The sequence below is a fragment of the Oceanicaulis sp. HTCC2633 genome, from assembly GCF_000152745.1.
Classification (GTDB): Bacteria; Pseudomonadota; Alphaproteobacteria; order Caulobacterales; family Maricaulaceae; genus Oceanicaulis.
Genome location: NZ_CH672428.1, coordinates 2,650,964 through 2,675,661, shown reverse-complemented (window position 1 = coordinate 2,675,661; position 24,698 = coordinate 2,650,964). Strand labels below are relative to the sequence as shown.

The window sequence follows — 24,698 nt, the reverse complement described above, 5'->3', positions numbered from 1 at the left end:
TGGGTCCCCGGGTCAAGCCCGAGGACCGAGATGTAGAGCCTGAACCTCTCGGCCTTCGGACTTGATCCGGAGGCCCATGCACCACCCGTCTCTCCCCATGTCATTCACCGGTTTATCCGATGAATCCATGCCGTGACCTGTCATAGGACCCACCGGCATGGATCCCCCGCATGAAGCGGGGAATGACAGGGTTTGAGTTATTGAAAACTCTCTTCTCTTTCCCCGCGCAGGCGGGGACCCAGAGATCACCAAGCGCTCTCACATCCGGCTCTGGGCCCCGGCTTCTGCCGGGGATGAGAGGAGTGTTTATCCTCCCCCTCCCGCTCTTCCCCCATACTCGGCTTACTCCTCCAGAGCGGGCGGCCGGCGCGTTGGGTTCGGGAGGGGTGGTGGTGTCCCGAGCGGGCGCGGTTTAACGCACCGCGCTGCAGCGAAAAGGCGGGACTTCGTACATTCCGGTGATCCTGTTGGAGCCGCGCCCCTGGGGCAGGAATCCCTTGGGCGGACGACTGACAAACGTCCAGCTTGGACAGGCTGCGTAGAAATGGCGTCAGCAAGCCGGTCGAGGCCGCAGAAAACACCATCGCGCGCGGGAGCCTTATCGGGCTCCATAACAACAATAAAACAGACCCATAATCGCCCGGACGGCTCCCGCGCGCCCTGCTCATACCCTCGCCGTCTTGCGGCGGGGACAAGGGTGCTGAAAAGCCTCTACTCCTCCGCCCGTCTAGGCGAGGACGCGGCGCCGGCGAGGATGCCGCCATCCAGATGCAAATCCGTACCGGTCATGTAGCTCGACGCCTCCGAAGCGAGGAACAGCGCCGTCTCGGCCACTTCCCCGGGCCGTCCGAACCGGCCCATGGGAATGCCCGCCTCCACGTCTGCGACGGCGCGGTCGCGCATTTCGCCTTCGCCCAGCATGTCCTCCCACATCGGGGTCAGGACCGCGGCGGGCAGGATGGCGTTGCAGCGAATGGCGTAGCCTTGTTGCGCGCAATAAAGCGCCACGGTGCGGGTATGGTTCAGCACCGCCGCCTTGGACGCGGCATAGGCCGCCGCGGCGGGAATGCCCACCACGCCCGAGCGTGACGACAGATTGATGATCGAGCCGCCCTGGCGCGCCTTCATCAAACGGATCGCCCACTGACAGCCCAGCATGACGCCATCGGTATTGACCCGGTGCACGGTGCGCCAGGCTTCAAGCGAGACATGTTCGGGATCATGGAGACCGGGCGCCTGGGCGAAGCCGGTGATGCCGGCATTGTTGACCAGCACATCCAGACCACCCCAGCTCTGCTCGACCCATTCGGCGGCCTGGCTCCAGTGCGTCTCATGGCTGACGTCCAGCGTGCGCGCATGGGCCCGCTCGCCCAGCCGCGCGGCCAGCGCCTCGACGCCTGCGCCATCAATATCGGTGAGCAGCACCTCGGCGCCCTCGCGGACAAAAAGCTCCGCAATCGCTGCGCCTATGCCGCGCGCGGCGCCGGTGACCAATGCCTGCTTGCCTGAAAGTCGTGCCATGTGCGCCTCCCTTTGGGACGCTGCTATAAGCGCCCCGGGCGGGCCCGAAAAGGTCAGGAAGGGCTCAATCCCCGCCTTCGCGCAGACCGGGTTCAGAACGCCAGCGAGTCGGCATCGAGATCCTCCGGGCCGGTGCAGGTGAACTCGATGACGGTCCGTTCGATATTCACCCGCTGGACCACGCCATTGCGCACGATCAGCAGATACCGCTTGCTGCGCTCGCCCATATGCAGATGGTCAGGCAGGGTTTCGGTGAGGCCGAACCAACGCGAGAACGCCATGGGCCCGTCTGCATAGAACTGAAGACGTCCCTCGGGGTCGATCTGGCGGCGCCATTGGTCCACCGCGAAGGGGTCGTTGGAGACAATGCAGCTGATCTGGTCAAATCCTGACTGCTTCAGCGCAGGCGCCTTCTCGATGAAGCGGGGCAGATGACGCTTGGTGCAGATCGGCGTGAAGGCGCCGGGGACCCCGATAACGATATGGGTCCCCTGATCCAGAATGCCGCGCAAGCTGATCGAAACGGGCGAGCCCGCCTCGTCGAGGTGGCCGACATAAACGTCGGGAATGCGCTGGCCCAGTATGACCTTCATGACTTCAGCCCCTCTCCCTAATCGGAATGAGGCGCCCGAAGTCATGAAAGAGGCTTTACACAGCTGTGCGACTAGCGACCGGCGACACAGGCGCCAGAGCTGACAACGCTGACGCCGGCGGCGGCCGCCGTGCAGGCATTGCCGTAAGTCTGGCCGTCACAGCCGCAGACCGGACGGTATTCCCGGGTGCACATTTGCGGGCGCGCGGTGCAGGTTCCCATCTGGTCCGCCGCACCGCACTGGGCGGTCGGGGCGTAGGCGCAATAGGCGGCGCCGGTCTGCTCGCCTTCGCACATGATCCCGGCCATGCCGCCACAGGCTTGCCCAAGGCCGACCACGCGCCAGTCATTGTCCGGGCCGCCATTGATCGGCGCATCGCCCGGAGAAGTCGCGCTACAGGCGCCCAGCACCATCATTCCAAGAACCATGAAGAAAATTCGCATCTGCGTCCCCTTGAAGCTGCGGCTTGCGTCCCGTGCCCGCCTGTCATGATCAGCGTCCGTCAAACTCTGGCGTCGAGCGCCTGTTCGCGCAACACTGCAACGCCCAGTCTGCATGGAGGTTCCTGAATGTCCGATGATCGCCAACATCCCGTACCCAGCCCGTTTGGAGCCCGCTCCACCGCCGCTGATGTCGCCGCGGCGGCCGATCTGAAGGGCAAGACCGTCATCGTCACAGGAGGCTATTCGGGCATCGGACTTGAAACCACCCGCGCCCTTGTCAGCGCTGGTGCGCGCGTGATCGTCACCATACGCTCTGAAGGCAAGGCGCAAGCCGCCCTGGACGGGCTCGGGGTCGAGACCGTCAAGCTGGACCTGATGGAGCCTGACAGCGTCGCGGAAGGCGCCCAGGCGCTCAGGAACCTCACCCCGGACGGCATCGACATCCTCATCAACAACGCCGGGATCATGGCGACGCCCCTGCGGCGCAATTCAAAAGGGTGGGAAAGCCAGTTCGCCACCAATCATCTGGGGCATTTCGCCCTGTTCGCGCGCATTTGCGATCTCCTGCTCAAGCGCCCGGGCGCGCGGGTCGTGGCGCTGTCCTCTCTCGCCCACCGCATCAGCGATGTGAATCTGGACGACTGGAACTGGCGTGATGCGGACTATGAGAAATGGCCCGCCTATGGCCGGTCCAAGAGCGCGAACGCCCTGTTCGCGCTGGAGCTGAACCGACGGTATGAGCCGCGCGGCCTGAAGGCGTTCTCGGTCCATCCGGGCGGGATCATGACCGAACTGCAGCGCGATCTGCCCGAGGCCGAAATGCGCGCCCTGGGATGGTTTGATGAAAACGGCGTGTTGAACCCGGTCTTCAAGACGGTGGAGGAAGGCGCATCGACCACGCTATGGGCCGCGACCTCTCCTTTGCTGGATGCGCGCGGCGGCGTCTATTGCGAGGATTGCAACGTCGCCGCCCCGAACCCGCCCGAAGGCGCGTTCTACGGCGTGCATCCGCACATCCGCAACGCCGAAACGGCCAGGACGCTCTGGACGCTGAGCGAGGAGATTACAGGGCTGAAGGCCGCCTGAGGCTTTCACTGAGCCGCGCTTCGGTTTAGGTCCAAGCCCAGACTCCAACAACCAAGACGCTCCGCCATGACCTTACGCCTCGCCTTCATGGGAACTCCGGATTTCGCCGCCGCCTCGCTCGCCGAGATTGTCGGCGCGGGTCATGAGGTGGTTGCGGTCTACACCCAGCCCGAACGTCCGCGCGGACGAGGCCAGACTCTGGTGAAGACCCCGGTCCATCAGCTCGCCGAGCAGTTCGGGCTGACCGTCCACACGCCCGAGAGCTTTCGTGATCCTGACGTCATCGCCCAGTTTGAAAGCCTCGATCTCGATGCGGCCTGCGTTGTCGCCTACGGCCAGATCCTGCCCCAGCAGGCGCTCGACGCGCCGCGCCTTGGCTGTCTGAACCTGCACGCCTCGCTGCTGCCGCGCTGGCGGGGGGCCGCGCCCATCCAGCGCGCCATCATGGCGGGCGACGAGATGACCGGCGTGCAGATCATGCAGATGGAGGCCGGGCTCGACACCGGCCCCGTGCTGATGAGCGAAGTGGTCCCCATTTCCGAGACCGACACCGCCGCCAGCCTGCATGACCGGCTGATGAGCACGGGCGCGCTTTTATGGCCGCGCACCCTCGCCGCGCTTGAGCGCGGCTCGCTCAACGCCGCACCCCAGAGCGAAGAGGGCGTCACCTACGCCAAGAAGATCACCCGTGAGGAAGCGCGCATCAACTGGTCCAAACCTGCCAGCGAGGTGGCGGACCATATCCGCGGCCTCTCCCCCTTCCCCGGCGCATACTTTGAACTGCCCGGCGACAAGCCCGTGCGGGTGAAGGTCCACTTCGCCCAGCCGGAAGCCGGCGAAGGCGAGCCGGGCGAAGCGCTCGATGACTCGCTTCTGATCGCCTGCGGGCGCGGCGCTGTGCGCCTGGTCCGCCTTCAGCGCGAGGGCAAGGGCGTGATGGACGCGAAGGCCTTCCTCAATGGCGTGGACGTGCCCAAGGGCACGGTGCTGGCCTAGCCATGCCGCGCTACAAGCTCACCATCGAATATGATGGCGGCCCGTTCGTGGGTTGGCAGCGGCAGGACAATGGCCCCTCGGTGCAGGGCGCGCTGGAAGCCGCCGCCGCCAAGCTCGATGGCGGCCCGCGCGAGGTCTATGGCGCAGGGCGGACCGATTCCGGCGTCCATGCCCTCGGTCAGGTCGCCCATGTGGATCTTGAAAAGGATCTCCCCGCCGACAAGGTGCGCGACGCGATCAATCATCATCTCAAACCCCACCCCATTGCGGTGGTCGAGGCGGTGCGCGTCACGGACGAGTTTCACGCCCGCTTCAAGGCTCACCGGCGCGGCTATATCTACCGCCTGCACGCAAGGCGCGCGCCCCTCACCCTGACCCGCGGTCAGGTCTGGCGCGTCTATCAGCCGCTTGATGTGGAGGCCATGCACACCGCCGCCCAGCATCTGGTCGGCACGCATGATTTCACGACCTTCCGCGACAGCCAGTGTCAGGCCGACAGCCCGGTCAAATCGCTCGACAAGATCGCGGTGTTCCACTCCGGCGAAGAAATCCATGTGACGGTGGAAGCGATCAGCTTCCTGCACCGTCAGGTGCGCTCGATTGTGGGCTCGCTGGTCGAGGTGGGTCTGGGCAAATGGACGCCGGAGGATTTCAAGGCGGCGCTTGACGCCGCCGACCGCTCCCGCTGCGGCCCTGTCGCCCCGCCGGACGGGCTCTACCTGTCGCTGGTGGCGTATCCGGACGGGTTCGAGCTGGAGGGGTAAGCCCTACTCCGCGCCCTAGGGCGCAGGCGGGGTCTCGACCGGTTCGGTCAGATCAAACTCCACCGCGAAATGCCGGTTCGGGCGATCGAGCGCATAGGTGAAGCTGTCATCGTCGAGCGTGATCGACCAGACATTCGCCATCGAGGCGGGAATGTTCTCGCGCTCGAACAGGGCCTGGCTCTCGGCATCGGCGGGAAAGTCCGCACGCACAGGGCCAGCCGGACCGTCGGTGTCGCCGCCATACTGGGTCAGCACGTCTTCAGAGCCGTCCTCATGGCGGTGATCATGCTTGAGCCGCAGCCCGTCCTCGGGCAGGCGCGTGATCACCCAGGTGCGTGAGCGGTCCTCGCCCACATGGAAGGGGATACGCATCTGCGTCTCGCCGCACGTACGCACATGCATGACCAAACGCTCTGTGGCGAACGCTTCGTCCCGCGGATCATCAGAGGTGACCCGGCCTTCAAGGGCCTGCCCGCAATAGGCGCTCAGGCGCTCGAACAGATCCGGTTCGGGCTGGGCGGTCGGCGCACACGCGGCCAGAGCCAGCGGCGCGCTCAGAAGCGCGAAGCGAAACCCGATCACTCGGCCGCTTCCGTCGGGGCGCCGCGCTGCTTGACCAGCTTCTGGACCTTCTTGACCGCGCGATCCCGCTTCAGGCGCGACAGATAGTCGATGAAGACCACGCCTTCGAGGTGATCCATCTCGTGCTGGATGCAGACCGCGAACAGGTCTTCGGCGATCTCTTCACGTTTCTCGCCGTCATAGTCGAGATACTCGACCTTCACCTTCTTGGGCCGCTCGACGCTGTCAAACACATCCGGGACCGACAGGCAGCCTTCCTGATAGGGTTTGAGGTCTTCGGTCAGCGGGGTGATCACCGGATTGACGTAATAGCGCGGATCATTGCGCTCGTCCGACAGGTCCATGACGATGACGCGCTTGTCCACGCCCACCTGGATCGCCGCCAGGCCAATGCCGTCGGCGGCGTACATGGTCTCGACCATGTCGTCCATCAGGGCGCGAAGCGCGTCGTCCACCGCGTCGACCGGCTTGGACACCAGCTTCAGACGCGGATCGGGAACGGTGAGTATCTCTCGAATAGCCATGCCTGATAGGTAATCCCGCAAAGGGTTTGGTTCAAGCGCATCGCGCTGCGCGCATGGACGCGATCAGACTGGAACCCGCGCGCAAAGCGTATAGCCTGCCTCAAACACCAGTCTGGGGGGATATCATGAAAACCGTCTTGCTCGCCTGCGCTTTGGCGTTCACCGCCTCGACACCCCTCTTCGCCCAGACGCCAGAGCCGGTCTCCGAAAGCCCTGTGACCATCGGCGTAAGCGTGGTTCTCGATGCGCCGAGCCTGAATGATCAGCGCGAAGTGAATATCTGGGTCCCGCCTTTCCTCGATCAGCTCGAAGAGCCGATCAACGTCGTCTATCTCGTTGATGGCGGGCAGGATCAGGACTTCGTCCACATGGCCGGCCTTGCCCAGCTGGGCGCGCTGAGCTGGCAGTATGAGCCCTTCATGCTGGTGGGCGTACAGACCAGGACCCGGCTCTTTGACCTGACCCGTCCTGCGGAAGACCCGCGCTATCAGAGCCAGTTCCCCGAACAGGGCGGATCGGAAGCCTTTCTCGCCTTCCTGACCCGGCAAGTGATCCCCTATGTGGAGGCGCATTACCCGGTTTCGGATCGCCGCGCCCTGATCGGGGAGTCCCTGGCGGGCCTGTTCGTCACGGACACCTTCCTGCACGCCCCATCGAGCTTCACCGACTATATCGCGGTCAGCCCGTCCCTGTGGTGGGATGATCAGGCCGCGGGCAAGGCCGCTCCGGCGCTCTTGGCGCAACACGATGACGCCGAACGCCATCTTTATCTGACCATGGCCGATGAAGGCGGGACCATGCAGGCCGGGCTCGACCGGCTTCTGGCGGCGCTGCGCGAGGATGCGCCTGAAGGCCTCGACTGGACCCATGTGGACCGGTCAGACACCGAGAGCCATTCCACGATCTTCCACCCGGCGGCGCTCGATGCCTTCCGCACCCTGTTCGCCCTGCCGCCCTATGAGTATGGCGAAGCGCCCTGGTATCTGATCGAAGGCGGGGAGCCGCCTGCCGAGGGAGAGAGCGAAGGCTAGGCCTTCTCCTCGTCCGGGCCGGTCAGGAGCCTTGGCGCTTCATCGACCTGGGCCGGAGACTCGATCTGCTTCATCTGGCCATTGAGCTGGGCCATGTCGCGCGCCTTGGGCAGCACCCGGCTGTCAAACGAGCCAACCGCCTTGTTGTAATTGGCGGTCGCCGATTTCAGGCCCGCCCCCACACGCCCCAGATGGTCGGAGAAGGTATTGAGGCGCGTGAACAGCTCATCGCCCAGGGCGGCGACCTTCTGGGCGTTCTGCTCCAGCTTCTCCTGCCGGAAGCCATAGGCGACGGCCTTGGCCAGCGCCAGAAGCGTGGCGGGCGTGGTGATGATCACATTGGCCTTGATGGCGTCGTCAAACAGGGCCGGATCTTCCTCGATGGCGGCGGAATAGAAGCTCTCGCCGGGTATGAACAGCGCCACGAAATCGATCGCGCCATCCACGCTGGCGGCATATTCCTTTTTCGCCAGCTGTTTGACGTGGGTCTTCACCTGCTGGGCGTGACGGCGCAGCGCGTCACGGCGGCTCGCCTCATCCTCGGCTTCCACAGCGTCGAGATAGGCGGTCAGCGCCACTTTTGAGTCCACCACGAAACGCCCGCCGCCCGGCAGCTTGATCACGAAATCCGGCCGCAGCGCCGCCCCGTCCGTATCGCGGGTCTGGTGCTGGGCGTCGTAATCGATGTTCTTGGTGAGGCCCGCGAGCTCGAGGATGTTCTCGACCGTGCGCTCGCCCCACTGGCCGCGCGTTGTGGACTTGCGCTGCAGGGCGTTGACCAGCTTTGCAGTTTCCTTGTGCTGGTCATTCAGGCCCTGGCTGAGCTTGGTGATCTGCTCGGCGATCGCACCGGAATTGCGGGCGCGATCCTGCTCCATCTTCTCCACCTGTTCGCGGAATTTATCGAGCCGCTCGCGGATCGGATCGACGAGGGATTTGACCCCGCCCTCCGCTTTCTCATGCTGGGTCTTGAAGCTCTGCTGAGCCTGTTCGAGCAGCTTTTTCGAGGACACGTCCAGCGCCTCGTCCGCCAGAGCCTTGAAGCGGTCCTGCATCTCCTGGCTCAGCGCGGTCAGGCGCTCGCGTTCGGCCTTCACCGCCGCATCGCGCTCTTCCAGCCGTTCGCGCAGGGCCCGCAATTCCGATGACGCGCGCTGCTCGGCCTGCCGGGTGGCTTCGAGCTGCTCTTCAAGCCCCTGAACGCGGTCGGCCTGGGTGCGGGCGCTGGCGAGTTCGCGTTCCGCCTGATCCCGCACAGTCCGGGTCTTCTCAAGGTCGACCCTCAGACTTTCGATCTGGCGAAGCTCGGTCTGCGCTTCGCGCAATTCCAGCTGCGCCTCTGACAGCTCCGCCTGCATCTCACTGAGACGAGTCCGCAAACCATCGGCTTCCCCCCAGGCCTTGCGCAGAAGCACCACGCTCACCCCGCCCAGAATGAGACAGGCGCCGCCGAGCGCGATCAGGGCAAGTGAAACGGGATCCATGGCGCACCTTCACATCAGACCAGAACGAAACGGGACCATACATGAGTCCCGTTCGGCGCGCGCCTTGCATTTTCACCTGAAAGACGACTTTCGGGGGATCAATATGCGCCTGTTTGATACGCCTTTGTCCGAGCTTGGCATCCGGGACCTGGACCGGTGGCGGGAACTGGCGCGTCCGGATGGGCGTCTTGTCAGCCCCTATCTCCTGCCCGATTTCGCCCAGATGGTGGATGCCCAGCGCCATGATGTGCGCGTCATCATCGCCGAGGAAAACAGCGCCCCGATTGGCTATTTCGCCTATCACGCGCCCCAGGGCGGCATTGCGCGCCCGGTGGGAGCGCCCCTGTCAGACTATCAGGGGTTCGCGGCCATTCCCGGCTTCAGGGTGGATGAAAAAGACCTATTGACCGCCATGGGCGCGGATGTGCTGGTCTATGACAACTGGATGGGTCAGCCTTTGGGCAAGACCCGCGCGCAAACCCGCTCCTCCATCATTGATCTTGGCGAGGGCCTCGACAGCTGGATGGCGCGCAAGGAAGCCACCCAGCACAAGCACTTCAAGAAGCTGCGCCAGCGTCAACGCAAGGCCGAGCGCGAATTCGGACCGATCCGCGTGGTGTTTGGCGACCCGCTGGGCGATCACTTCGACACGCTGCGCACCTGGAAGAGCCAGCAATATCGCGATACGGGCCTGCTGGATCTGTTTGGCGTCGCTTGGGTGGACTCCGTCATCCGCAATTGCGCCGCGCGCAGCTTCGGTCCGTTCCGCGGCCTCGTCGCCTCCCTGTATCTGGGCGAGCGTCTGGCGGCTGTGGAAATGGGGATTGTCGCAGGCGATGTGTATCATTCCTGGATACCCGCCTATGATCCGGCCTTCCGCGCCGTGTCGCCCGGCCATTTGCTGCTTCAGGGCATCATCGAGGCCGCGCCCAACATGCGCATCAACCGCATCGATCTGGGCGGCGGCGATTACGCCTACAAGGCCGCCTACACCGATTACGAGGTGGCGCTCTCAGGCGGACGCGCCATGAAGCCGAGCGCGGCCATGGTCAGTCTTCTCGCCTGGGATGGCGCGGAGGCGGCCGCCCGTCTCCTGCCTGGCCCGCTGGCGAAGGCGCCCCTGAAGCTGCGCCGCCGCTGGGCCCAAACCGCCGCCGCCGAACCGGTCCTGGTCCGGCGCGTCCAGCATATGGGCGAAGCCTTCCTCAAGGCGCCGCAACGACTGACGGCCTAGCCTTTAACGGTTCCATTCAGCGCCTGATCGCCTATCTTCCCGGCAAACCATTTACGGGGAGACCACTATGATCCGTTCCACCGCCATCGCCGGCCTGAGCCTCATGGCTCTGTCCTCCGCCGCCTTCGCCCAGGACGTCATTGAGACCGAACAGGCCGATTTCATCGTCGAAACCGTCGCGGGCGGGCTGGAATACCCCTGGTCCATCGCCTTCCTGCCGTCTGGCGAGATGCTGGTCACCGAGCGCGAGGGCCGACTGCGCGTCATCGATGCGAACGGGCTTCGCGAAGCCCCGGTTTCGGGCTTGCCGGATGACCTGCTGGTGGAACGTCAGGGCGGTCTGCTGGACGTCGCGCTGGCGCCCGATTTCGCCGACAGCCGAATGATCTATTTCAGCTATGCCGAAGGCACGGCGCAGGCGAACAACACCGCTCTCGCCCGCGCGACCCTCAGTGAAGACCTCACCACGCTCGACAATGTTGAAGACATCTTCCACGTCAATTTCGAGAAGGCGGGCGGGTTCCACTTTGGCGGACGCATCCTGTTCAACCCGGACGGGACACTGTTCCTGACCCTGGGCGAAGGCGGCAATTACCAGCAGGAATCCCAGAACCCCGAGAACCATCTGGGCGCGGTGGTGCGCCTCAATCTCGACGGATCGATCCCGGCTAACAATCCGGTGATCGAGAACGGCGCGCCGGGCGTCTACACCTATGGCCACCGCAATTCCCAGGGCATCGCCCGCAATCCGATCACCGGCTCGGTCTGGGAGCTGGAGCATGGCGCGCGCGGCGGGGACGAGATCAACATCCTTGAAGCCGGAACCAATTACGGCTGGCCCGAAATCACCTACGGCATCAATTACGACGGCACGATCATTACCGAGGACCGTGAACGCGAGGGCCTCGCCCAGCCGATCTGGTACTGGAATCCCTCCATCGCCCCGTCCGGCATGATGTTCTACACCGGCGACAGCTTCCCTCACTGGCAGGGCGACCTGTTCGTCTCCGCCCTGGCCGGCAGCAAGATCGAGCGTCTGGAAGTTGATGGCGACCGAGTGATCAGCGTCGAACCGCTGCTCGAGGATCTGGGTCAGCGCTTCCGCGATGTGCGCACGGGCCCGGACGGCGCCATCTACACCCTGACCGATGACTTCGAAGGCTCGGTGCTGCGGCTTGTCCCGGCGGAATAAGACCCTGAAGGGCTGGCTCTAGAGCCAGCCCTTTTTCCTGAACCACCAGATCAGACCGCCCGCCACACCGAGACACAGGGCGCATACGAGGGCGAAGGCATAGGGCCAGTTGGCGCCCGGCAGCCCGCCCACATTGATGCCCAGAAGGCCCGTCAGGAAGCCCAGCGGCAGGAACACTGCGGCCACCACCGAGAGCAGCAACATGGCCGAGTTCATCTCCTCGGCCCGCGCATCCACCATCTGATCGTTGAGGATCGAGCTGCGGTCGCGGACCATGTCCAGCTCCTCCACAAGCCGGGTCAGCTGATCGGCCGTCTCGCGCAGACTGACGCGGACATCGGGCACACGCAGCGGGCCGATATCCTCCACCGACAAGCGCGCCAGCACATCGCGCTGCGGAGCCAGATAGCGCCGCAGCGCAATCGTGGTGCGTCGCACCTCGGCCAGCTGTCCGCGCAGACCGGACGCCTGGTCCACGCTCCGCTCCTCCAGATCATCGATCTCGTCCACCAGCTCGTCGAGCACCGGCTCCATGCGCGCGGTCAGCCCCTGAGCCAGGGCGCAGATGAAGTCCGAGGCGGTGGCGGGTCCCTGCCCGGCCCTGAAACCGTCCGCAATCTCGGCGACCGCCATCAGACGCCGCATCCGGGTTGAAATCACGAGCCGGTCACTGACCCAGAGCCGGATGGAGACCATGTCCTCGGGGTCCGAGTTCGGATTGAGGTTCACCCCTCGCATGATCAGGATCAGCCCGTCGGCATGTTCCGCCACGCGCGGACGCGTGTCTTCCCGAGCCAGTGCGCTGGCGACGACCGCATCGGCCTGCGCCTCGATCCAGGCGGTTACGCCCTCCGCGCTGCGATCCAGGTGAACCCAGCGATACACGACCTCCCGGCCCGCGGGCGCGCCAAGATCCTCGACCGGGCGCGTTGCTCCGCCCGCCATGACATCAAACGCGTAAATGGGTGTGGGCGTCATGCGTCAGCTCCATCCGCACCGGAACCGGTCTGCCCCGGGATGATGTGCAGGTCCCGTTGCGGGAACGGAATCCTGACCCCGTTCGCCTCGAAGCGGTCGACAATGGCGAACATGACCTCGCTTTGCGGCACCATGCGGCCCTTGGTGACGTCGCTGACCCAGAACCAGAGCGTGAAGTCGATGGAGCTGTCGCCAAAGGTCCGCATGACGCAGAGCGGCGCCGGATCCTCGATGCACAGCGGGTGCGCGCTCGCCGCCTCCAGCATCAGGGACTGGGCGAGGTGCAGGTCCGAGCCATAGGCGACCCCCACCTTGATCTCCACCCGGCCGCGCGTGTTGTTGAGCGTCCAGTTGATCACCCGGCCGGTGATCAGCTCCTCGTTGGGGATCAGGATTTCCTTGCCGTCAAAGGTCTCCAGCAGGACATAGCGGGCGCTGGTGCGTCGCACGAACCCGGTCGTGCCGTCGGCCAGCTCGACAAGATCATCCTCCTCCACAGAGCGTTCGGCCATCAGGATCAGACCGGAAATGAAGTTCGAGGCGATCTTCTGAAGCCCGAACCCCAGGCCAATACCCAAGGCGCCGCCAAAGACCGTCAGGGCGGTCAGGTCGAGCCCCACCACGTCCAGCGTGATCAGACCGGCGATGATGTAAATGGCGATGCGGACGATCTGGGCGATCAGCGAGCGCGTGCCGGACTTGAACGCCTTGGAGCTGCGGATGCGCGTGTCGAGGACCCCGGCGATGACCGCAGCCATCCAGTAGACCAGCGCGAGCACCACGATCACCCGCGCCACCATATAGGCGGTGATGGTGAAATCCCCGGTCGAGAAGCTCAGTCGTTCGGAACTCAGAAGACGTTCAACCGGATCCAGCCAGCCCGCCACACCGGCGACCAGAATGGCGCACAGGCCCAGAAACAGCGCCCAGAGGATGAGCGGTCGAAACCGCGAGCCTTGCGGCTTCTCGTCGATGGTCTCGGTCTCTTCGATCATGGTCCGTCCTGATTCCTGTCACTCGGTCCGTCGACCAAAATGCGTCAGGACTCGCCGACTTGCCAGCGTGCTGACATCCGGAAGATGTCAGACCGGATCGTCCGCATCGCCTGGACGCGCCCTGGACAGAAAAAACCCCGCCGGTTTCCCGGCGGGGCAGAGTACGGGTTCCTTTGAGGATCCTAGAACTGCTTGCGCAGCGTGATCCCGTAGGTGCGAGGCTGGTTTGGATAAGCGGAGAAGGAGCCCGCTTGCAGCGTCGTCGGGAACCCCGAAGTGTAATACTCGTCCTCGTTCAGGTTCCGCGCCCAGAGCAGGGCTTCGAGACCGTTATCGAGGTTCACCCCGAAGGAGGCGTTGATGGTGTTCACCGACCGGGTGATGTCATCCGGCAGGTTGTTGAGCAACTTGACCTCAGATTCGTACTGGTAGTCGGCCCGGAAGAAGGCCTCGCCCCCATTGAAGTCGCGAGTGTACTGAACGCCGAAGGAGCCGGCGAATTCGGGAATGCCCGCAACGTCCTCGCCGCTGAGATCGCCCACGCCATTGGCGACGCCGTCCGCCAGGTCTTCCGGACTGCCCGTGACGACGGGCGCCCCCGGATAGCTGTCATACTCGGCGTTCATCCAGATGCCTGACAGGGTGAAGGTCAGGCCCGGAATGGCGGGCGGGTTGATCGTGCTGTCAAACTCCAGGCCCTGGCTGGTCTGTTCGCCGGCGTTCACCACCGCAAAGCCCGCGCCCTGGAAGATGGAGGACTGGAAGTCCTCGATGGTCTGGTCAAACAGCGCCACATCCAGCGAGCCCCAGGAGAAGCGGGTCTTGAAGCCAATCTCGAGCGTGGTCGTGATTTCCGGACGGGCAAAGCGCTGATTGCCGGCGACGCCGAGCGCTTCCGCGGTGTTCACCACCGTGGGCAGGCCCAGAGCGTTGTCCGCCGCCAGTTCGCCGGCCGCCCTCAGGGCGGCGACATCCGCCGTATTCGGACGGGTGTCCGGCGTCAGGTTCCAGGAGGACGCCTTGAAGCCGCGCGCATAGGAAACGTAGACATTGGTCCGGTCCGTCGCGTCGTAGGCCAGACGCAGGGTGTAGGGCCAGTCTGAATCATTGGTCTGGCCGTCTTCCACCGAGTTCGGGAACGGGGTCAACGCGCCCAGCGGCTGGAGTCCCAGCTGGAAGAAGTCCAGAAGCGGGTTGGCCAGGGGCAGACCCGTCGCCGGGTCCACCACGACGCCATTCACCAGCACGCCGCCATTGCCCAAGGCCACCGAGTTGAACGTGGTCGAGGCGTTGACGAAGGCGTTGAAGATCGCCGGTTGGGAGGCCGCAAAGGCGCCCACCTGCGTCGGGTCATTGGGATTGACGCCGGCGCTCTGCAGGAAGCTGCCCAGACCCAGCTGGACAAAGTTCAGGTCCGAGAACGGGTTGGTGCGGATCACATTGGTGAAATCAACGCTCTTGTTGGTCTCGAAGTAAGCCAGGCCCGCTGTCAGGGCCAGGCGATCGGTCAGATTGAAGTCCATCTGGCCGAAGATCTGGAACTGCTCGTCGGTCTGTTCCGCCGTGAAGCGCGTCCCGCCGCCTTCGGCGTAGAAGGTGCCGGGCGCGAAGCCGAGCGGCGCCTCGAACATCGCCAGGGCGCCGCCGGTCAGGATGTCCACATAGGCGCGGGAATCTGCGCCATAGATGCGGGCGTCCTCCACGGTCATGTCTTCGTCCGAATAGAACGCGCCCAGCAGGAAGAAGGCCCGGTTGTTCCAGTCGCCGGTCAGGCGGAATTCCTGGGTGAAGGTGCTCACGTCCAGCCCCCGGATATTCTCTCCCAGGATATCCAGATCGGTGAAGTCGCCCTCATAGTCGACGAAATCGTCGTACTGACGGAATGCGGTGATCGAGCTGAGGGTCAGATTGTCGTTCAGCTCCCAGTCCGCCTGCAGCGAAATCCCCGAATTCTCGATCTGGTTCCGGTTGGGCAGATCGGTGGCGATCCGGTAGGCGAAATCGCCCTGCGAGGTCTGTCCGCCCAGCAAGCCCCGAATGGCGGGACCAGCGGCGCCGTCCGTGACGCGATCCGTGCCGCAGCATTGTTCGTCGATCTCGTCATAGTCCGCGATCAGGCGCAGTTCGAGATTGTCGGTCGGCAGCATCAGGAGCTGGCCGCGAATGGCGTAGCGGTCCCGATCATTGAAATCGCCGCCCGGCCCGCTGTTCTCGTAATATCCGTCACGCTGGTTCATGCTGCCGGACAGGGAGAAGGCAACATTCTCGTTGAGCGGTCCGGTGACCGAGCCCTTGAGGATTGTCGCGCCGAAATTGCCGAACGTGACCTCGCCCGTTCCGCCCCACTCGAAAGACGGGCTCTCGGTGATGATGCTCACCACGCCCGCCGTGGCGTTCTTGCCGAACAGGGTCGATTGCGGACCGCGCAGCACCTCCACCCGCTCGATCCCCATCAGGTCAGACAGGACCGAGCCCGCCCGAGGCCGGAACACGCCATCGATATAGACGGCGACCGACGGCTCGATGCCGGGATTGTTCGCGCCATTGCCCTGGCCGCGAATGATGAAGGTCGTGTTGGAGCTGCGCTCCAGCTGACTGACGCGCAGGGCCGGCACGACGGACTGCAGATCAAGCGCATCGATGATCTGCGCGTTCTGGATGGTTTCAGCCTGGACCACGGACACCGCGATCGGCACTTCCTGAAGCGTCTGCTCCCGCTTCTGGGCGGTCACGGTGATGACATCAGGCTGCTGAGCATGCGCCAGTCCCGTCAGACCAGCCGCGAGCGCTGTTGCGCCAAGCGCAACGGACTTGATGGATTTCTTCATTCTTTCCTCCCCCGACGCCTCGCAGCTTTGTCGCCGCTGTTTGGTACAGGCGTGTCCGGACAGGTTAGAGAAGCTTGTGCAGCACAAGCAAGTAAAGACTTGAACAGATATGGATATAACCAATTGTGCAGCGCACCAGAATTTTGGCGATTCCACTCGGGAATTTTGCTGCGTAAGCGAATCCTGCACTTCTCAAACGTAATGCAATTATGCTTTTATCTGCACTTCTGCATGCAAATCCGGCGTCAGAATACCTGCTGCACCGCACTCAAAACAGACGCCATGAAAAACCCCTCGGAGCCGGGCTCCGAGGGGTTTTATCTCAGGATGCCTGAGAGGATCAGGCGCTGGCGGCGCTGATCTCGTCAGACGGGTCACGCAGCACATAGCCGCGGCCCCAGACCGTTTCGATGTGGTGATCGCCGGAGGTGGCCGAAGCGAGCTTCTTGCGCAGCTTGCAGATGAAGACGTCGATGATCTTCAGCTCCGGCTCGTCCATGCCGCCGTAAAGATGGTTGAGGAACATCTCCTTGGTCAGGGTCGTGCCCTTGCGCAGGGAAAGCAGCTCCAGCATCTGGTATTCCTTGCCGGTCAGATGCACGCGCTGGCCATTCACTTCGACGGTCTTGGCATCGAGGTTCACGGCGATGTCGCCGGTCTTGATGATCGACTGGGAATGGCCTTTGGAGCGACGCACCACCGCATGAATGCGGGCGATCAGCTCTTCCTTGTGGAAGGGCTTGGTCATGTAGTCGTCAGCGCCCGAACCGAGGCCGCGCACCTTGTTGTCGATGTCGGCATTACCCGAGAGGATCAGGATCGGCGTATCGACCTTGGCCACGCGCAGGGTTTTGAGCACGTCAAAACCGGGCATGTCCGGAAGGTTCAGATCCAGCAGAATGATGTCATAGTCATAGAGTTTGCCGAGATCGACACCCTCTTCGCCCAGGTCCGTCACATACGTGTTGAAGCCCTCTGACTTCAACATCAGCTCGATACCCTGCGCTGTCGCGCGATCATCTTCGATCAGCAGAACCCGCATCGGTTCCCTCCCATGGCCGACGCACGAATCACCACCTCCGCGCGACGTCACAACCGTTAACCTTATTCGCTATCAGAGGCGAGAAACCCTTATGGGAAGTTAACGACTGTTTGACTCCCGTGGCAGAATCGAGTCCTGCAGCTCGAATCGTTGATTAAAGGTCATATTAATCATGAACTTGATTGTGCTGGAAAAAATTCACGAATCGTAAAAAGCCCCCGCCGACAGACCGGCGAGGGCTTCTCAAATCCGTGGAAAACTCCGAAAATCTCAGCGGTTTTCAGGGCCTCGTTTTCAACGCCACAGAGCTATTCCGCGGCCTGCATCAGCGCCGGCGCCAGCGCCGCCAGAACCGGCGCCCATTTGTCGTCCTGGCTCTGCACCCGGCCATCATAGAGGATGCGATCCTCATAGCCGCTGATCCACAAAGCCTCGGGATTGCGGCGCGCGATCACGATGTCGCTCTGCCGGTCCGAATGCGGCGTGCGGTGCAGGCGGAAAACGACCAGACCGTCCGCCAGCGCCTCCCCCAGCTCGCCGCCCAGCGAACGCAAACGCTCATCCCCGTCGATGACCGAGACCATCTCCATCTTGCCCGCCTCGGTGGACAGGGCGAAGCGCGAGCGCTCGATCCCTGACAACCCATGCTGGCTTTCGGCGTGCAGCTTCCAGGCTTTCTCGACCGGCACGGCGAAGGCGCGGAAGCCCTCGATCTCGCGACACTGGAAGAAATAGTGATTGTTCACACCCATGCGCTTGAGCTCCTGCTGCATCAGGCGCAGGGCGTCTGCATCGTCATTCACGCCGTCAATGATGGGCGTCTGGTTCTCCAGCGTCACGAAGGGGCGCGCCCGCAGTCGGGTCGCCGCCTGTTCCACGAGCGGGTTGCGCAGCGGGCGACCGCGCTCATCACGCACATAATCGCCGTTCACATCCAGACGCAGGAACTCATCGGGGTGGGTGAAGTGGACCATGAAGGCCACCAGCACCTGAGGGTGCACCTCGTGGAAGAGATCGAGCATGCGGAAGAAATTGTCGTCAAAGCGCTCGGGATAGAACGCCATCTCCTTGGTGCCGATGCGGATCACCTCAACGCCCGCTTCCGCAAGGCCATTGAGATAGTCAAACAGATTGCGGTTCGACAGCACCATCGGGTCGCCGCCCGATAACAGGACCTCGCGCACCTTGGGCTTGTGGGTGATCTCGCCGCGCTCGACCTTGGCGTTATGGGTCTCGATATAGTCCTTCACCTCGTGGATCGAGGCGGTGTCCTTGCCGGTCTTGCCGGTCAGGAAGTCCGACCGGTAGCAATACCGGCACCAGCTCGAACAGGTGCGCACCACATACACAAGGCACAGCTCGTATTTGTGCAAGAGGCCCGGAATGGGGCTGTATTTGAGCTGGTTGGACGGATCGGCCTCGCCCGAGAGGTCTTCCATCTCTTCAGGGCGCGCCTTGATCAGGTTCTTCACCGCCGTCGAGCGCTTGGCGAGATCAAGGTAATAGCCCGTCGCCCGCGGCGGCAAACGGTTTGAAATCCCCGCCGCTTCCAGCTCATCCAGTTCCTCGGCGGAATAAACCTCCGCCCCGCCCTCATCGAGATATTTGCGATACCGCGGCAGGTCGTGAACGACATAGCGGTTGAATTTGCTCTCTTCGATCTGGCCGTAGAGATTATCTTTGTTTTGACGCGAAATGGCTTTTTTCTTCGGGCGCGATCCTGCGATGCGCACAGTCTTGGCGTTGAGCGACATAAGGCTCCCTCGTCGTCGAATACTCGGCGGCGGCGCTTGCGCCAGCGATGTGAAACTAGGTGAGGCACCGGATTTCAGTCCCTCGACGCGCCTTGGACCTTCGTTCGAAGACCACCCCTTGCTGGCGCAAAGGCTCGGATACGGGCGCGTGAGCACGCTGTCAGGCGGCTGCAGCCCTTCGAGCCGAAAGGGAACATAGCCATTCGCACTCAAAAGAAAACCGGCTTACGGAAGTTTATTGCGCGCGTCACAAAGCAAGTTCGTGCAGCGACGTTTACGCGGCTGAAACCGCGTTTGGGTTAAACAAGGGTTCCAAGCGGGGAAAAGCCCTGTGCAACAACGCGAGAAGAGCGGTGGATAGCCTGATCGACCGGATCTCCAATCTGGAGACCCGAACGTTCAAAGGCCGCGTATCAGCGGTCAACGGCCTGTTGGTCGAGGCGGAGGGGCCGGCGATGGCGCTGACCCTCGGCGCGCGCGCTCATCTTGACGGTCCTGTCAAAGCCAGTTTCGAAGTCGTCGGCTTTCGGGGCGAGACCGCCCTGATGATGGCCTATGACGATCTGACCGGCGTCCGCCCCGGCGCGATCGCCACGCTCGATCCGCGCGGCGACGCCATCCGTCCGCACAAGGCCTGGCTGGGTCGGGTGATGGACAGCTTCTGCCGCCCACAGGATTCTCTGGGCTTCCTGCCCGAGGGCGATGTGGAATACGCCCTCAAAGGCCGCCCGCCGGGCGCCCATAGCCGCCAGCGTCTGGGCGAACGCCTCGATCTGGGCGTGCGCGCCATGAATGTCTTCACCCCGATGCGGCTGGGCCAGCGCCTGGGCGTCTTCGCCGGCTCGGGCGTGGGCAAGTCGGTACTGCTGTCCATGCTGGCGCGCGGCTCTGAAGCGGACGTCATCGTCATTGGCCTGATCGGCGAACGGGGCCGCGAAGCCCGCGAATTTGTCGAGGACGTGCTGGGCCCTGAAGGTCGCGCCCGCTCTGTCGTGATCACCGAAACCTCGGACGCCCCCGCCCTGGCGCGGCGCCGGGCCTGTTACACCACCATGGCGACGGCGGAATACTTCCGCGATCAGGGCCTGAATGTCCTGTGCCTGATGGATTCCATCACTCGCTTCGCCCTCGCCCAGCGCGAAATCGGCCTCGCCGCGGGCGAGCCGCCGACCACGCGCGGCTATACGCCTTCGGTCTTTGCTGAACTGCCAGGCTTGCTCGAGCGCGCCGGCCCCGGACCGCAGGGCACGGGCACCATCACGGGCCTGTTCACCGTGCTGGTGGACGGTGATGACCATAACGAACCCATTGCGGACGCCGTCCGCGGTATTCTGGACGGCCATATCGTGATGAGCCGTTCGATCGCCGAGCGCGGGCGTTTCCCCGCGATCGACGTTCTCAAATCGATTTCTCGCTCCGCGCCCGAAGTCTATGCGCCCGAAGAGGCGCCGCTCGCGCGTGAAGCTCGAAAACTCCTCGCCGCCTATGCGGACATGGAGGAGCTGATCCGACTGGGAGCCTATTCCAGCGGGTCGAACCCGGAGGTGGACCGGGCGATCGCGGTCAATGAACCGCTTGAAGCATTCCTGGGACAGGGAAAAGACGAGACCTCATCCATTGGAGAGAGTTTCGCACACCTGGCCGGGATTTTGGGTGATGGATAGGGATAAGACATGGCGACACGTTCACACGCACCGCTGATCCGGCTGGCCCGGTTCAAGGTTGAGGAACTGCAAAAGCAGATGGCCGAGATCGAGCGCGCCCGCGCCTCGATCAACGACCAGATCGACCGGCTCGAGGAAAGCGTTCCTGAAGAGCAGGCGATCGCAGAGGAAAACCGTGACGGCTACCTCGCCTATGGCAGCTATGCCCGCTCGGTGATCCAGCGCAAGGACAAGCTGCGCACGTCTCTGGGCGAGGTGGATGCGCAGGCCGACGAGCTTCGCGGCCGTCTGGAAACGGCGTTTGCCGATCTCAAGAAATACGAGCTGCTTGAAGAGCGTCGCCTGACCCGCATCCAGGATGCGCTTAAGGCCGCCGAGCAGGCCCAGATGGACGAGATCGCCGGCCAGATGCGTCGACGCGCCCAGTAACAGGACCGCCCCGGCTCTCAACCCTCGTCAGGCGCAACCACGCCTGAGAGGAGAGTTTTGGCTTGATCCCAATCCTTTACACAGTATTAATCCCCTTCAGACGTGACGGATCCTGGGGGGGATATGAGGGGACGACGCATACTGGAGCTGGGGCTGGCCGCGATGATTGCGAGCGGCGGCCTGTTTGCAGCCTTCGTACCGGGCGCCGCCTCTGACGCGCCAGTCCATGACCTTGATCCGTCGCTAACCGGTCACGCCCTGCCCACACCCCGGGTCAATCCCGCTCAATTGCGCAATCCGGAATTCTATCGCGACCTGAGAATCTCCGAAGCGTCGCGACGTGTGGCCAACGCAGTCATGTCCCACACGGTTGACCTCGAGAACTCCAGGCCGGACGAGCGGATCGCCTCTCCTCACATCGCCATGGAAGGCTTCGCCATCTCGCCGCGCGCGCAATCAGAATCCGGCGATGGCTGGTCCGCCTCGGCGCTTGGCGTGCAGGTGCGCGTCAATCCGGAGACCGGCGTCTCAGATCCGCAATGGTGGATTGTGGGTGGCGCGGGCCGCGAGAGCTATGCCGTTTCGCCGGGCAGTCTGCGCGAGTTCACGGTCGCCCCCTTCTCGTCCGAAACCGTGATCGGCGACACCCATGTGGGCGTCGCCGTCAAGCTCTCCGACCGCGCACACGCCAGCTTCGGCTATGTGCGGGAAAAGCGTGAGTTTCATCTTGGACGCGAGGACTGGGAGGAAGACGAACACTTCCTCGGCGTCGGCCTGCACGCGCGCTGGTAGCGAGGATCAGGCCGCCGAGGCCAGTTTCGCCGCCATGGCGGGTTTTGCGTACAGACCCCGATGCCCGCTGATCGGACGCAGGCTGTCGGTCAGACCGACCACCGTTTCCGCCGCGCCCAGCAGCAGGAAGCCGTCATCGGCCAGTTGCGCCGCCAGACGGTCGAGCACCTTGGCCTTGGTCTGGATGTCGAAATAGATCAGCACATTGCGGCAGAAGATGACGTCCATCTTGCCGAAGCGCGCAAAGTCATCGAGCAGGTTGGCCTGTTCGAAGCGCACTTTCTGACGCAGCTGGGGTTTGATCCGCCAGGAATCGCCGACCTGATCGAAATGCTTCACCAGGCGCTGGATCGGCAGGCCGCGCTGCACCTCGAACTGGGTGTAGATGCCCGCCTTGGCTTTCTCCAGCACTGACGCGCTCATGTCCGTGGCCAGAATATCAGCGCTCAGGCCGGGGATCTCATCCAGCAACATGCCCAGGGAATAGGGCTCCTGTCCGGACGAGGCCGCCGCACACCAGATTTTCAGCTGACGCCCCATGCGCGCGGTCTTGAGCGCCGGCGCAATCACGTTCTCGAACAGGTCAAACGGCGTCTTGTCGCGGAAGAAGAAGGTTTCATGCGTGGCGAGCGCCTCGCTGGCGGCCACGCAGATGCGCTGGTCGCCGCGGATCATGGCGTCGATCAGGGCCTCAACGGAGGCAAACCCTTCCTTGCGGGCGAGCGGGCCCAGCCGACTGTCGATCAGGTACGCCTTCTCCTGGCCGAGCACCAGGCCTGAACGCTTGCGAACATCCTGACAGAGAAAGTCGAACTTGTTTGAAGGAAGAGCGCTCATAGCGGTCCTTTCAGGCGCCGGGTCAGTTCCGGCCCAATGTCTTTTAGGCTCAAGATTTGGTCTGCGAGTCCGGCTTCGGCAACCGCGCCCGGCATGCCCCAGACCACGCTGGACGCCTGATCCTGGGCGATGACCTGGCCGCCGGCCTCACGAACAGTGCGGGCGCCATCGCGGCCGTCATGACCCATGCCGGTCAACACGACGGCGAGCACGCCATTGCCGGCGACCTTGGCGCAACTGTTGAACAGCGGATCCACGGCCGGACGGCAGAAATTCACAGGCGGGGACTGATCCAGATGGGTCGTGATCACCCCGTTGTTCGAACGCAGGGTCATGTGGAAATCACCCGGCGCCAGATAGATGCGGCCCGGACGCAGCGGTTCGCCTTCCTTGGCTTCCGCAGCCGGCATGCCCAGCTTGCTCAGGTGCTCGGCCAGAATGGCGGTGAACAGCTTGGGCATGTGCTGGGTGATGACGATGGGCACATTGGTGTCGCGCGGCAGCGCGCCGATGACGTCGCGCAAGGCCTGCGGTCCGCCCGTGGACGAGCCGATCGCGATCAGGCTGGGCCGGCGCGCCGGCGCCACGGGGCGCGGCGTTGCGGGTTTGACCGAGATCGGACGCGGCGCCATCCCGGCCGGGCGCGGGCTCAGCGCCACCAGCTTGTCGAGCAATTCCTTGCGATAGGCTTCCGCTCCCGCCACGCGGCCCGCCTCGGGCTTGGGCGCATAGTCGGCCGCGCCCAGCGACAGGGCGCGCATGGTGATCTCGCCGCCCTTCAGGGTCAGCGTGGACGCCATCACCACCTTGGCCTTGGGGCAGGCCTTGAGAATTTGCGGCAGGGCCGTCAGCCCGTCCATGCGCGGCATCTCGATGTCGAGCACCACGATGTCAGGCTGCAGTTCGGCCGCCTTGCGCACGCCGACTTCGCCATCTGAACAGGTCGCTGCAACCTGCAGGCGGGAATCCGCCTCGATCCAGCGCGACACCAGACCGCGCACCACGGCGCTGTCGTCGATGATCAAGACGCTGGGCAGCCCGGATCGGCCCGCAGGGGAAGCAGATACGCTCACTTGGTTCTTCCGATCTAGACCAGGCCGGTTTCGGCGAATTTGCTCTCGATGATGTCACCGTCAAACGGCTTCATGACATACTCATCCGCACCCGCGCGCAGCGCCTGGGTGATATGGGCCATGTCATTCTCGGTCGTGCAGAACACGACGACAGGCTTCTTCCCGTCGGGCTCTTCGCGCAGCTTGATCAGGAAATCCAGGCCGTTCATGACCGGCATGTTCCAGTCCAGAAGCACCGCCTCGGGCATGTTCTTCTTGCAGTAATCCAGCGCCTGCTGGCCGTCGGCGGCCTCTTCACAGGCAAAGCCCAGATCTTCAACGATTTTACGGGCGACTTTCCGGATAACCCGGCTGTCATCCACAACAAGGCAGGTCTTCATAGCCATGCTCCAAGATTAAGCCGCAAGTCCGCCTTGCCAGGCGATCAGGGCTCGGATGTCCAAAACCGCCAACAAATCCTTTTCCAGACGGTGAACGCCCTTGAGCAGAGCGCGCCATTTCGGATCCAGATGGGCCGGGGTGGGTTCAAGCGTATCGGATTTCAGGCGCATGACTTCGCCCACCTGGTCGACCAGGACCCCGAACAGCTCCGTACCTTCTTCTAGTCCCAGGGCCATGACAGCGGCGTCCGGGTCGCGGGGCGGCAGCCCCAGACGGTGGCGTGCATCAACCGCCGTCACGATGCGGCCGCGCAGGTTCAACAGGCCCGCGATTTCTCCCGGCGCACGCGGGACAGACGTCACGTCCTGCGGCGAGAAGACTTCCCGGATCTGTTTAACTTCGACGCCGAACAGCTGGTCGCCAATGCGAACCGTGACGTATTCGAAGCTATCTTCAACAGACATGCCTGCTCTCC

24 protein-coding genes are annotated in these 24,698 nt (G+C 63.7%); 9 read left to right on the top strand and 15 right to left on the bottom strand.

Translation table 11 applies throughout. The features are described from left to right. Nucleotides 1–711: 711 nt before the first annotated feature. From OA2633_RS12625 to OA2633_RS12615, 3 genes are all read right to left on the bottom strand, one after another. Nucleotides 712–1,521 (bottom strand): glucose 1-dehydrogenase, encoded by an 810-nt coding sequence (locus OA2633_RS12625; RefSeq protein ID WP_009802952.1) that lies wholly within the window; start codon nucleotides 1,519–1,521, stop codon nucleotides 712–714. 92 nt (nucleotides 1,522–1,613) lie between these two features. Next, on the bottom strand, nucleotides 1,614–2,114 hold the full coding sequence (locus OA2633_RS15565; protein ID WP_009802951.1) for a peroxiredoxin: 501 nt from the start codon (nucleotides 2,112–2,114) through the stop codon (nucleotides 1,614–1,616). A 71-nt stretch (nucleotides 2,115–2,185) separates the two neighbouring features. Beyond that, a complete protein-coding gene (locus OA2633_RS12615) occupies nucleotides 2,186–2,557 on the bottom strand; it encodes a Kazal-type serine protease inhibitor family protein (RefSeq protein WP_009802950.1) in 372 nt (123 codons plus the stop codon). 126 nt (nucleotides 2,558–2,683) lie between these two features. On the opposite strand from OA2633_RS12615, the gene OA2633_RS12610 reads away from it, so the two are divergent. The 3 genes from OA2633_RS12610 to truA all read left to right on the top strand — a co-directional run bounded on the left by OA2633_RS12610 (nucleotide 2,684) and on the right by truA (nucleotide 5,403). After that, nucleotides 2,684–3,643, top strand: coding sequence for an oxidoreductase (locus OA2633_RS12610; protein ID WP_009802949.1), 960 nt, complete (start codon nucleotides 2,684–2,686; stop codon nucleotides 3,641–3,643). 66 nt (nucleotides 3,644–3,709) lie between these two features. Then, nucleotides 3,710–4,639 carry a methionyl-tRNA formyltransferase gene (gene fmt / locus OA2633_RS12605; RefSeq protein ID WP_009802948.1) on the top strand — a complete coding sequence of 310 codons (930 nt, stop codon included), beginning with the start codon at nucleotides 3,710–3,712 and terminating at the stop codon, nucleotides 4,637–4,639. A gap of 2 nt (nucleotides 4,640–4,641) precedes the next feature. Continuing rightward, nucleotides 4,642–5,403, top strand: a complete 762-nt coding sequence (truA, locus tag OA2633_RS12600) for a tRNA pseudouridine(38-40) synthase TruA (protein WP_009802947.1) — start codon at nucleotides 4,642–4,644, stop codon at nucleotides 5,401–5,403. Nucleotides 5,404–5,418: 15 nt separating this feature from the next. Here truA and OA2633_RS12595 read toward each other — a convergent pair whose 3' ends face one another. After that, nucleotides 5,419–5,985, bottom strand: a complete 567-nt coding sequence (locus OA2633_RS12595) for a hypothetical protein (protein WP_009802946.1) — start codon at nucleotides 5,983–5,985, stop codon at nucleotides 5,419–5,421. Beyond that, nucleotides 5,982–6,509: a peptide deformylase gene (gene def / locus OA2633_RS12590; protein ID WP_009802945.1), complete on the bottom strand. Its 528-nt coding sequence runs from the start codon at nucleotides 6,507–6,509 to the stop codon at nucleotides 5,982–5,984. Before def ends, OA2633_RS12595 begins: the two co-directional genes overlap by 4 nt. 125 nt (nucleotides 6,510–6,634) lie before the next feature. On the opposite strand from def, the gene OA2633_RS12585 reads away from it, so the two are divergent. Then, complete coding sequence (locus tag OA2633_RS12585) at nucleotides 6,635–7,540, top strand: alpha/beta hydrolase (RefSeq protein WP_009802944.1); 906 nt, start codon at nucleotides 6,635–6,637, stop codon at nucleotides 7,538–7,540. Here the strand turns inward: OA2633_RS12585 and rmuC are convergent. Next, nucleotides 7,537–9,024, bottom strand: coding sequence for a DNA recombination protein RmuC (gene rmuC, locus OA2633_RS12580; RefSeq protein WP_009802943.1), 1,488 nt, complete (start codon nucleotides 9,022–9,024; stop codon nucleotides 7,537–7,539). The two genes, OA2633_RS12585 and rmuC, sit on opposite strands and share 4 nt — an antisense overlap. A 103-nt stretch (nucleotides 9,025–9,127) precedes the next feature. Between rmuC and OA2633_RS15560 the strand changes: the two genes are divergently transcribed. Together OA2633_RS15560 and OA2633_RS12565 are read left to right on the top strand one after the other, a co-directional pair. Continuing rightward, the gene (locus OA2633_RS15560; protein WP_009802942.1) at nucleotides 9,128–10,258 is read left to right on the top strand and encodes a GNAT family N-acetyltransferase; all 1,131 of its coding nucleotides are present in this window, start codon (nucleotides 9,128–9,130) and stop codon (nucleotides 10,256–10,258) included. A gap of 67 nt (nucleotides 10,259–10,325) precedes the next feature. Then, entirely contained in the window at nucleotides 10,326–11,450 is a 1,125-nt protein-coding gene (locus OA2633_RS12565) for a PQQ-dependent sugar dehydrogenase (RefSeq protein ID WP_009802941.1), read from the top strand. Between the two features lie 18 nt (nucleotides 11,451–11,468). Here OA2633_RS12565 and OA2633_RS12560 read toward each other — a convergent pair whose 3' ends face one another. The 5 genes from OA2633_RS12560 to OA2633_RS12540 all read right to left on the bottom strand — a co-directional run bounded on the left by OA2633_RS12560 (nucleotide 11,469) and on the right by OA2633_RS12540 (nucleotide 19,047). Beyond that, a complete protein-coding gene (locus OA2633_RS12560) occupies nucleotides 11,469–12,428 on the bottom strand; it encodes a zinc transporter ZntB (protein ID WP_009802940.1) in 960 nt (319 codons plus the stop codon). Then, nucleotides 12,425–13,423 carry a mechanosensitive ion channel family protein gene (locus OA2633_RS12555; RefSeq protein WP_009802939.1) on the bottom strand — a complete coding sequence of 333 codons (999 nt, stop codon included), beginning with the start codon at nucleotides 13,421–13,423 and terminating at the stop codon, nucleotides 12,425–12,427. The genes OA2633_RS12560 and OA2633_RS12555 overlap by 4 nt, the downstream gene beginning before the upstream one ends. A 182-nt stretch (nucleotides 13,424–13,605) precedes the next feature. After that, entirely contained in the window at nucleotides 13,606–16,251 is a 2,646-nt protein-coding gene (locus OA2633_RS12550; protein ID WP_009802938.1) for a TonB-dependent receptor, read from the bottom strand. 340 nt (nucleotides 16,252–16,591) lie between these two features. Further along, entirely contained in the window at nucleotides 16,592–17,293 is a 702-nt protein-coding gene (ctrA, locus tag OA2633_RS12545) for a response regulator transcription factor CtrA (RefSeq protein ID WP_009802937.1), read from the bottom strand. A gap of 308 nt (nucleotides 17,294–17,601) precedes the next feature. Continuing rightward, the gene (locus OA2633_RS12540; RefSeq protein WP_009802936.1) at nucleotides 17,602–19,047 is read right to left on the bottom strand and encodes a KamA family radical SAM protein; all 1,446 of its coding nucleotides are present in this window, start codon (nucleotides 19,045–19,047) and stop codon (nucleotides 17,602–17,604) included. Between the two features lie 353 nt (nucleotides 19,048–19,400). Between OA2633_RS12540 and OA2633_RS12535 the strand changes: the two genes are divergently transcribed. The 3 genes from OA2633_RS12535 (at nucleotide 19,401) to OA2633_RS12525 (ending at nucleotide 21,932) form a co-directional block, all read left to right on the top strand. Further along, on the top strand, nucleotides 19,401–20,711 hold the full coding sequence (locus OA2633_RS12535; RefSeq protein WP_009802935.1) for a FliI/YscN family ATPase: 1,311 nt from the start codon (nucleotides 19,401–19,403) through the stop codon (nucleotides 20,709–20,711). Nucleotides 20,712–20,720: 9 nt separating this feature from the next. Next, nucleotides 20,721–21,140: a flagellar export protein FliJ gene (gene fliJ / locus OA2633_RS12530; protein WP_009802934.1), complete on the top strand. Its 420-nt coding sequence runs from the start codon at nucleotides 20,721–20,723 to the stop codon at nucleotides 21,138–21,140. Nucleotides 21,141–21,263: 123 nt separating this feature from the next. Then, the gene (locus OA2633_RS12525; RefSeq protein ID WP_156776247.1) at nucleotides 21,264–21,932 is read left to right on the top strand and encodes a hypothetical protein; all 669 of its coding nucleotides are present in this window, start codon (nucleotides 21,264–21,266) and stop codon (nucleotides 21,930–21,932) included. Nucleotides 21,933–21,938: 6 nt separating this feature from the next. Here the strand turns inward: OA2633_RS12525 and OA2633_RS12520 are convergent, their stop codons facing one another. Genes OA2633_RS12520 through OA2633_RS12505 form a run of 4 tightly spaced genes read right to left on the bottom strand, consistent with a single transcriptional unit; the run spans nucleotide 21,939 to nucleotide 24,687 of the window. After that, a complete protein-coding gene (locus tag OA2633_RS12520; RefSeq protein ID WP_009802932.1) occupies nucleotides 21,939–22,769 on the bottom strand; it encodes a protein-glutamate O-methyltransferase CheR in 831 nt (276 codons plus the stop codon). Continuing rightward, the gene (locus OA2633_RS12515; protein WP_040612703.1) at nucleotides 22,766–23,842 is read right to left on the bottom strand and encodes a chemotaxis response regulator protein-glutamate methylesterase; all 1,077 of its coding nucleotides are present in this window, start codon (nucleotides 23,840–23,842) and stop codon (nucleotides 22,766–22,768) included. The genes OA2633_RS12520 and OA2633_RS12515 overlap by 4 nt, the downstream gene beginning before the upstream one ends. Before the next feature lie 14 nt (nucleotides 23,843–23,856). Then, the gene (locus tag OA2633_RS12510; protein WP_009802930.1) at nucleotides 23,857–24,222 is read right to left on the bottom strand and encodes a PleD family two-component system response regulator; all 366 of its coding nucleotides are present in this window, start codon (nucleotides 24,220–24,222) and stop codon (nucleotides 23,857–23,859) included. 15 nt (nucleotides 24,223–24,237) lie between these two features. Further along, complete coding sequence (locus OA2633_RS12505) at nucleotides 24,238–24,687, bottom strand: chemotaxis protein CheW (protein ID WP_009802929.1); 450 nt, start codon at nucleotides 24,685–24,687, stop codon at nucleotides 24,238–24,240. Nucleotides 24,688–24,698: the final 11 nt, after the last annotated feature.

Bases quoted from the DNA above. Each gene is read 5' to 3' on its own strand.
- OA2633_RS12625 (WP_009802952.1), bottom strand. From the start codon at position 1,521: ATGGCACGACTTTCAGGCAAGCAGGCATTGGTCACCGGCGCCGCGCGC.
- OA2633_RS15565 (WP_009802951.1), bottom strand. From the start codon at position 2,114: ATGAAGGTCATACTGGGCCAGCGCATTCCCGACGTTTATGTCGGCCAC.
- OA2633_RS12615 (WP_009802950.1), bottom strand. From the start codon at position 2,557: ATGCGAATTTTCTTCATGGTTCTTGGAATGATGGTGCTGGGCGCCTGT.
- OA2633_RS12610 (WP_009802949.1), top strand. From the start codon at position 2,684: ATGTCCGATGATCGCCAACATCCCGTACCCAGCCCGTTTGGAGCCCGC.
- fmt (WP_009802948.1), top strand. From the start codon at position 3,710: ATGACCTTACGCCTCGCCTTCATGGGAACTCCGGATTTCGCCGCCGCC.
- truA (WP_009802947.1), top strand. From the start codon at position 4,642: ATGCCGCGCTACAAGCTCACCATCGAATATGATGGCGGCCCGTTCGTG.
- def (WP_009802945.1), bottom strand. From the start codon at position 6,509: ATGGCTATTCGAGAGATACTCACCGTTCCCGATCCGCGTCTGAAGCTG.
- OA2633_RS12585 (WP_009802944.1), top strand. From the start codon at position 6,635: ATGAAAACCGTCTTGCTCGCCTGCGCTTTGGCGTTCACCGCCTCGACA.
- rmuC (WP_009802943.1), bottom strand. From the start codon at position 9,024: ATGGATCCCGTTTCACTTGCCCTGATCGCGCTCGGCGGCGCCTGTCTC.
- OA2633_RS15560 (WP_009802942.1), top strand. From the start codon at position 9,128: ATGCGCCTGTTTGATACGCCTTTGTCCGAGCTTGGCATCCGGGACCTG.
- OA2633_RS12565 (WP_009802941.1), top strand. From the start codon at position 10,326: ATGATCCGTTCCACCGCCATCGCCGGCCTGAGCCTCATGGCTCTGTCC.
- OA2633_RS12560 (WP_009802940.1), bottom strand. From the start codon at position 12,428: ATGACGCCCACACCCATTTACGCGTTTGATGTCATGGCGGGCGGAGCA.
- OA2633_RS12555 (WP_009802939.1), bottom strand. From the start codon at position 13,423: ATGATCGAAGAGACCGAGACCATCGACGAGAAGCCGCAAGGCTCGCGG.
- OA2633_RS12550 (WP_009802938.1), bottom strand. From the start codon at position 16,251: ATGAAGAAATCCATCAAGTCCGTTGCGCTTGGCGCAACAGCGCTCGCG.
- ctrA (WP_009802937.1), bottom strand. From the start codon at position 17,293: ATGCGGGTTCTGCTGATCGAAGATGATCGCGCGACAGCGCAGGGTATC.
- OA2633_RS12540 (WP_009802936.1), bottom strand. From the start codon at position 19,047: ATGTCGCTCAACGCCAAGACTGTGCGCATCGCAGGATCGCGCCCGAAG.
- fliJ (WP_009802934.1), top strand. From the start codon at position 20,721: ATGGCGACACGTTCACACGCACCGCTGATCCGGCTGGCCCGGTTCAAG.
- OA2633_RS12525 (WP_156776247.1), top strand. From the start codon at position 21,264: ATGAGGGGACGACGCATACTGGAGCTGGGGCTGGCCGCGATGATTGCG.
- OA2633_RS12520 (WP_009802932.1), bottom strand. From the start codon at position 22,769: ATGAGCGCTCTTCCTTCAAACAAGTTCGACTTTCTCTGTCAGGATGTT.
- OA2633_RS12510 (WP_009802930.1), bottom strand. From the start codon at position 24,222: ATGAAGACCTGCCTTGTTGTGGATGACAGCCGGGTTATCCGGAAAGTC.
- OA2633_RS12505 (WP_009802929.1), bottom strand. From the start codon at position 24,687: ATGTCTGTTGAAGATAGCTTCGAATACGTCACGGTTCGCATTGGCGAC.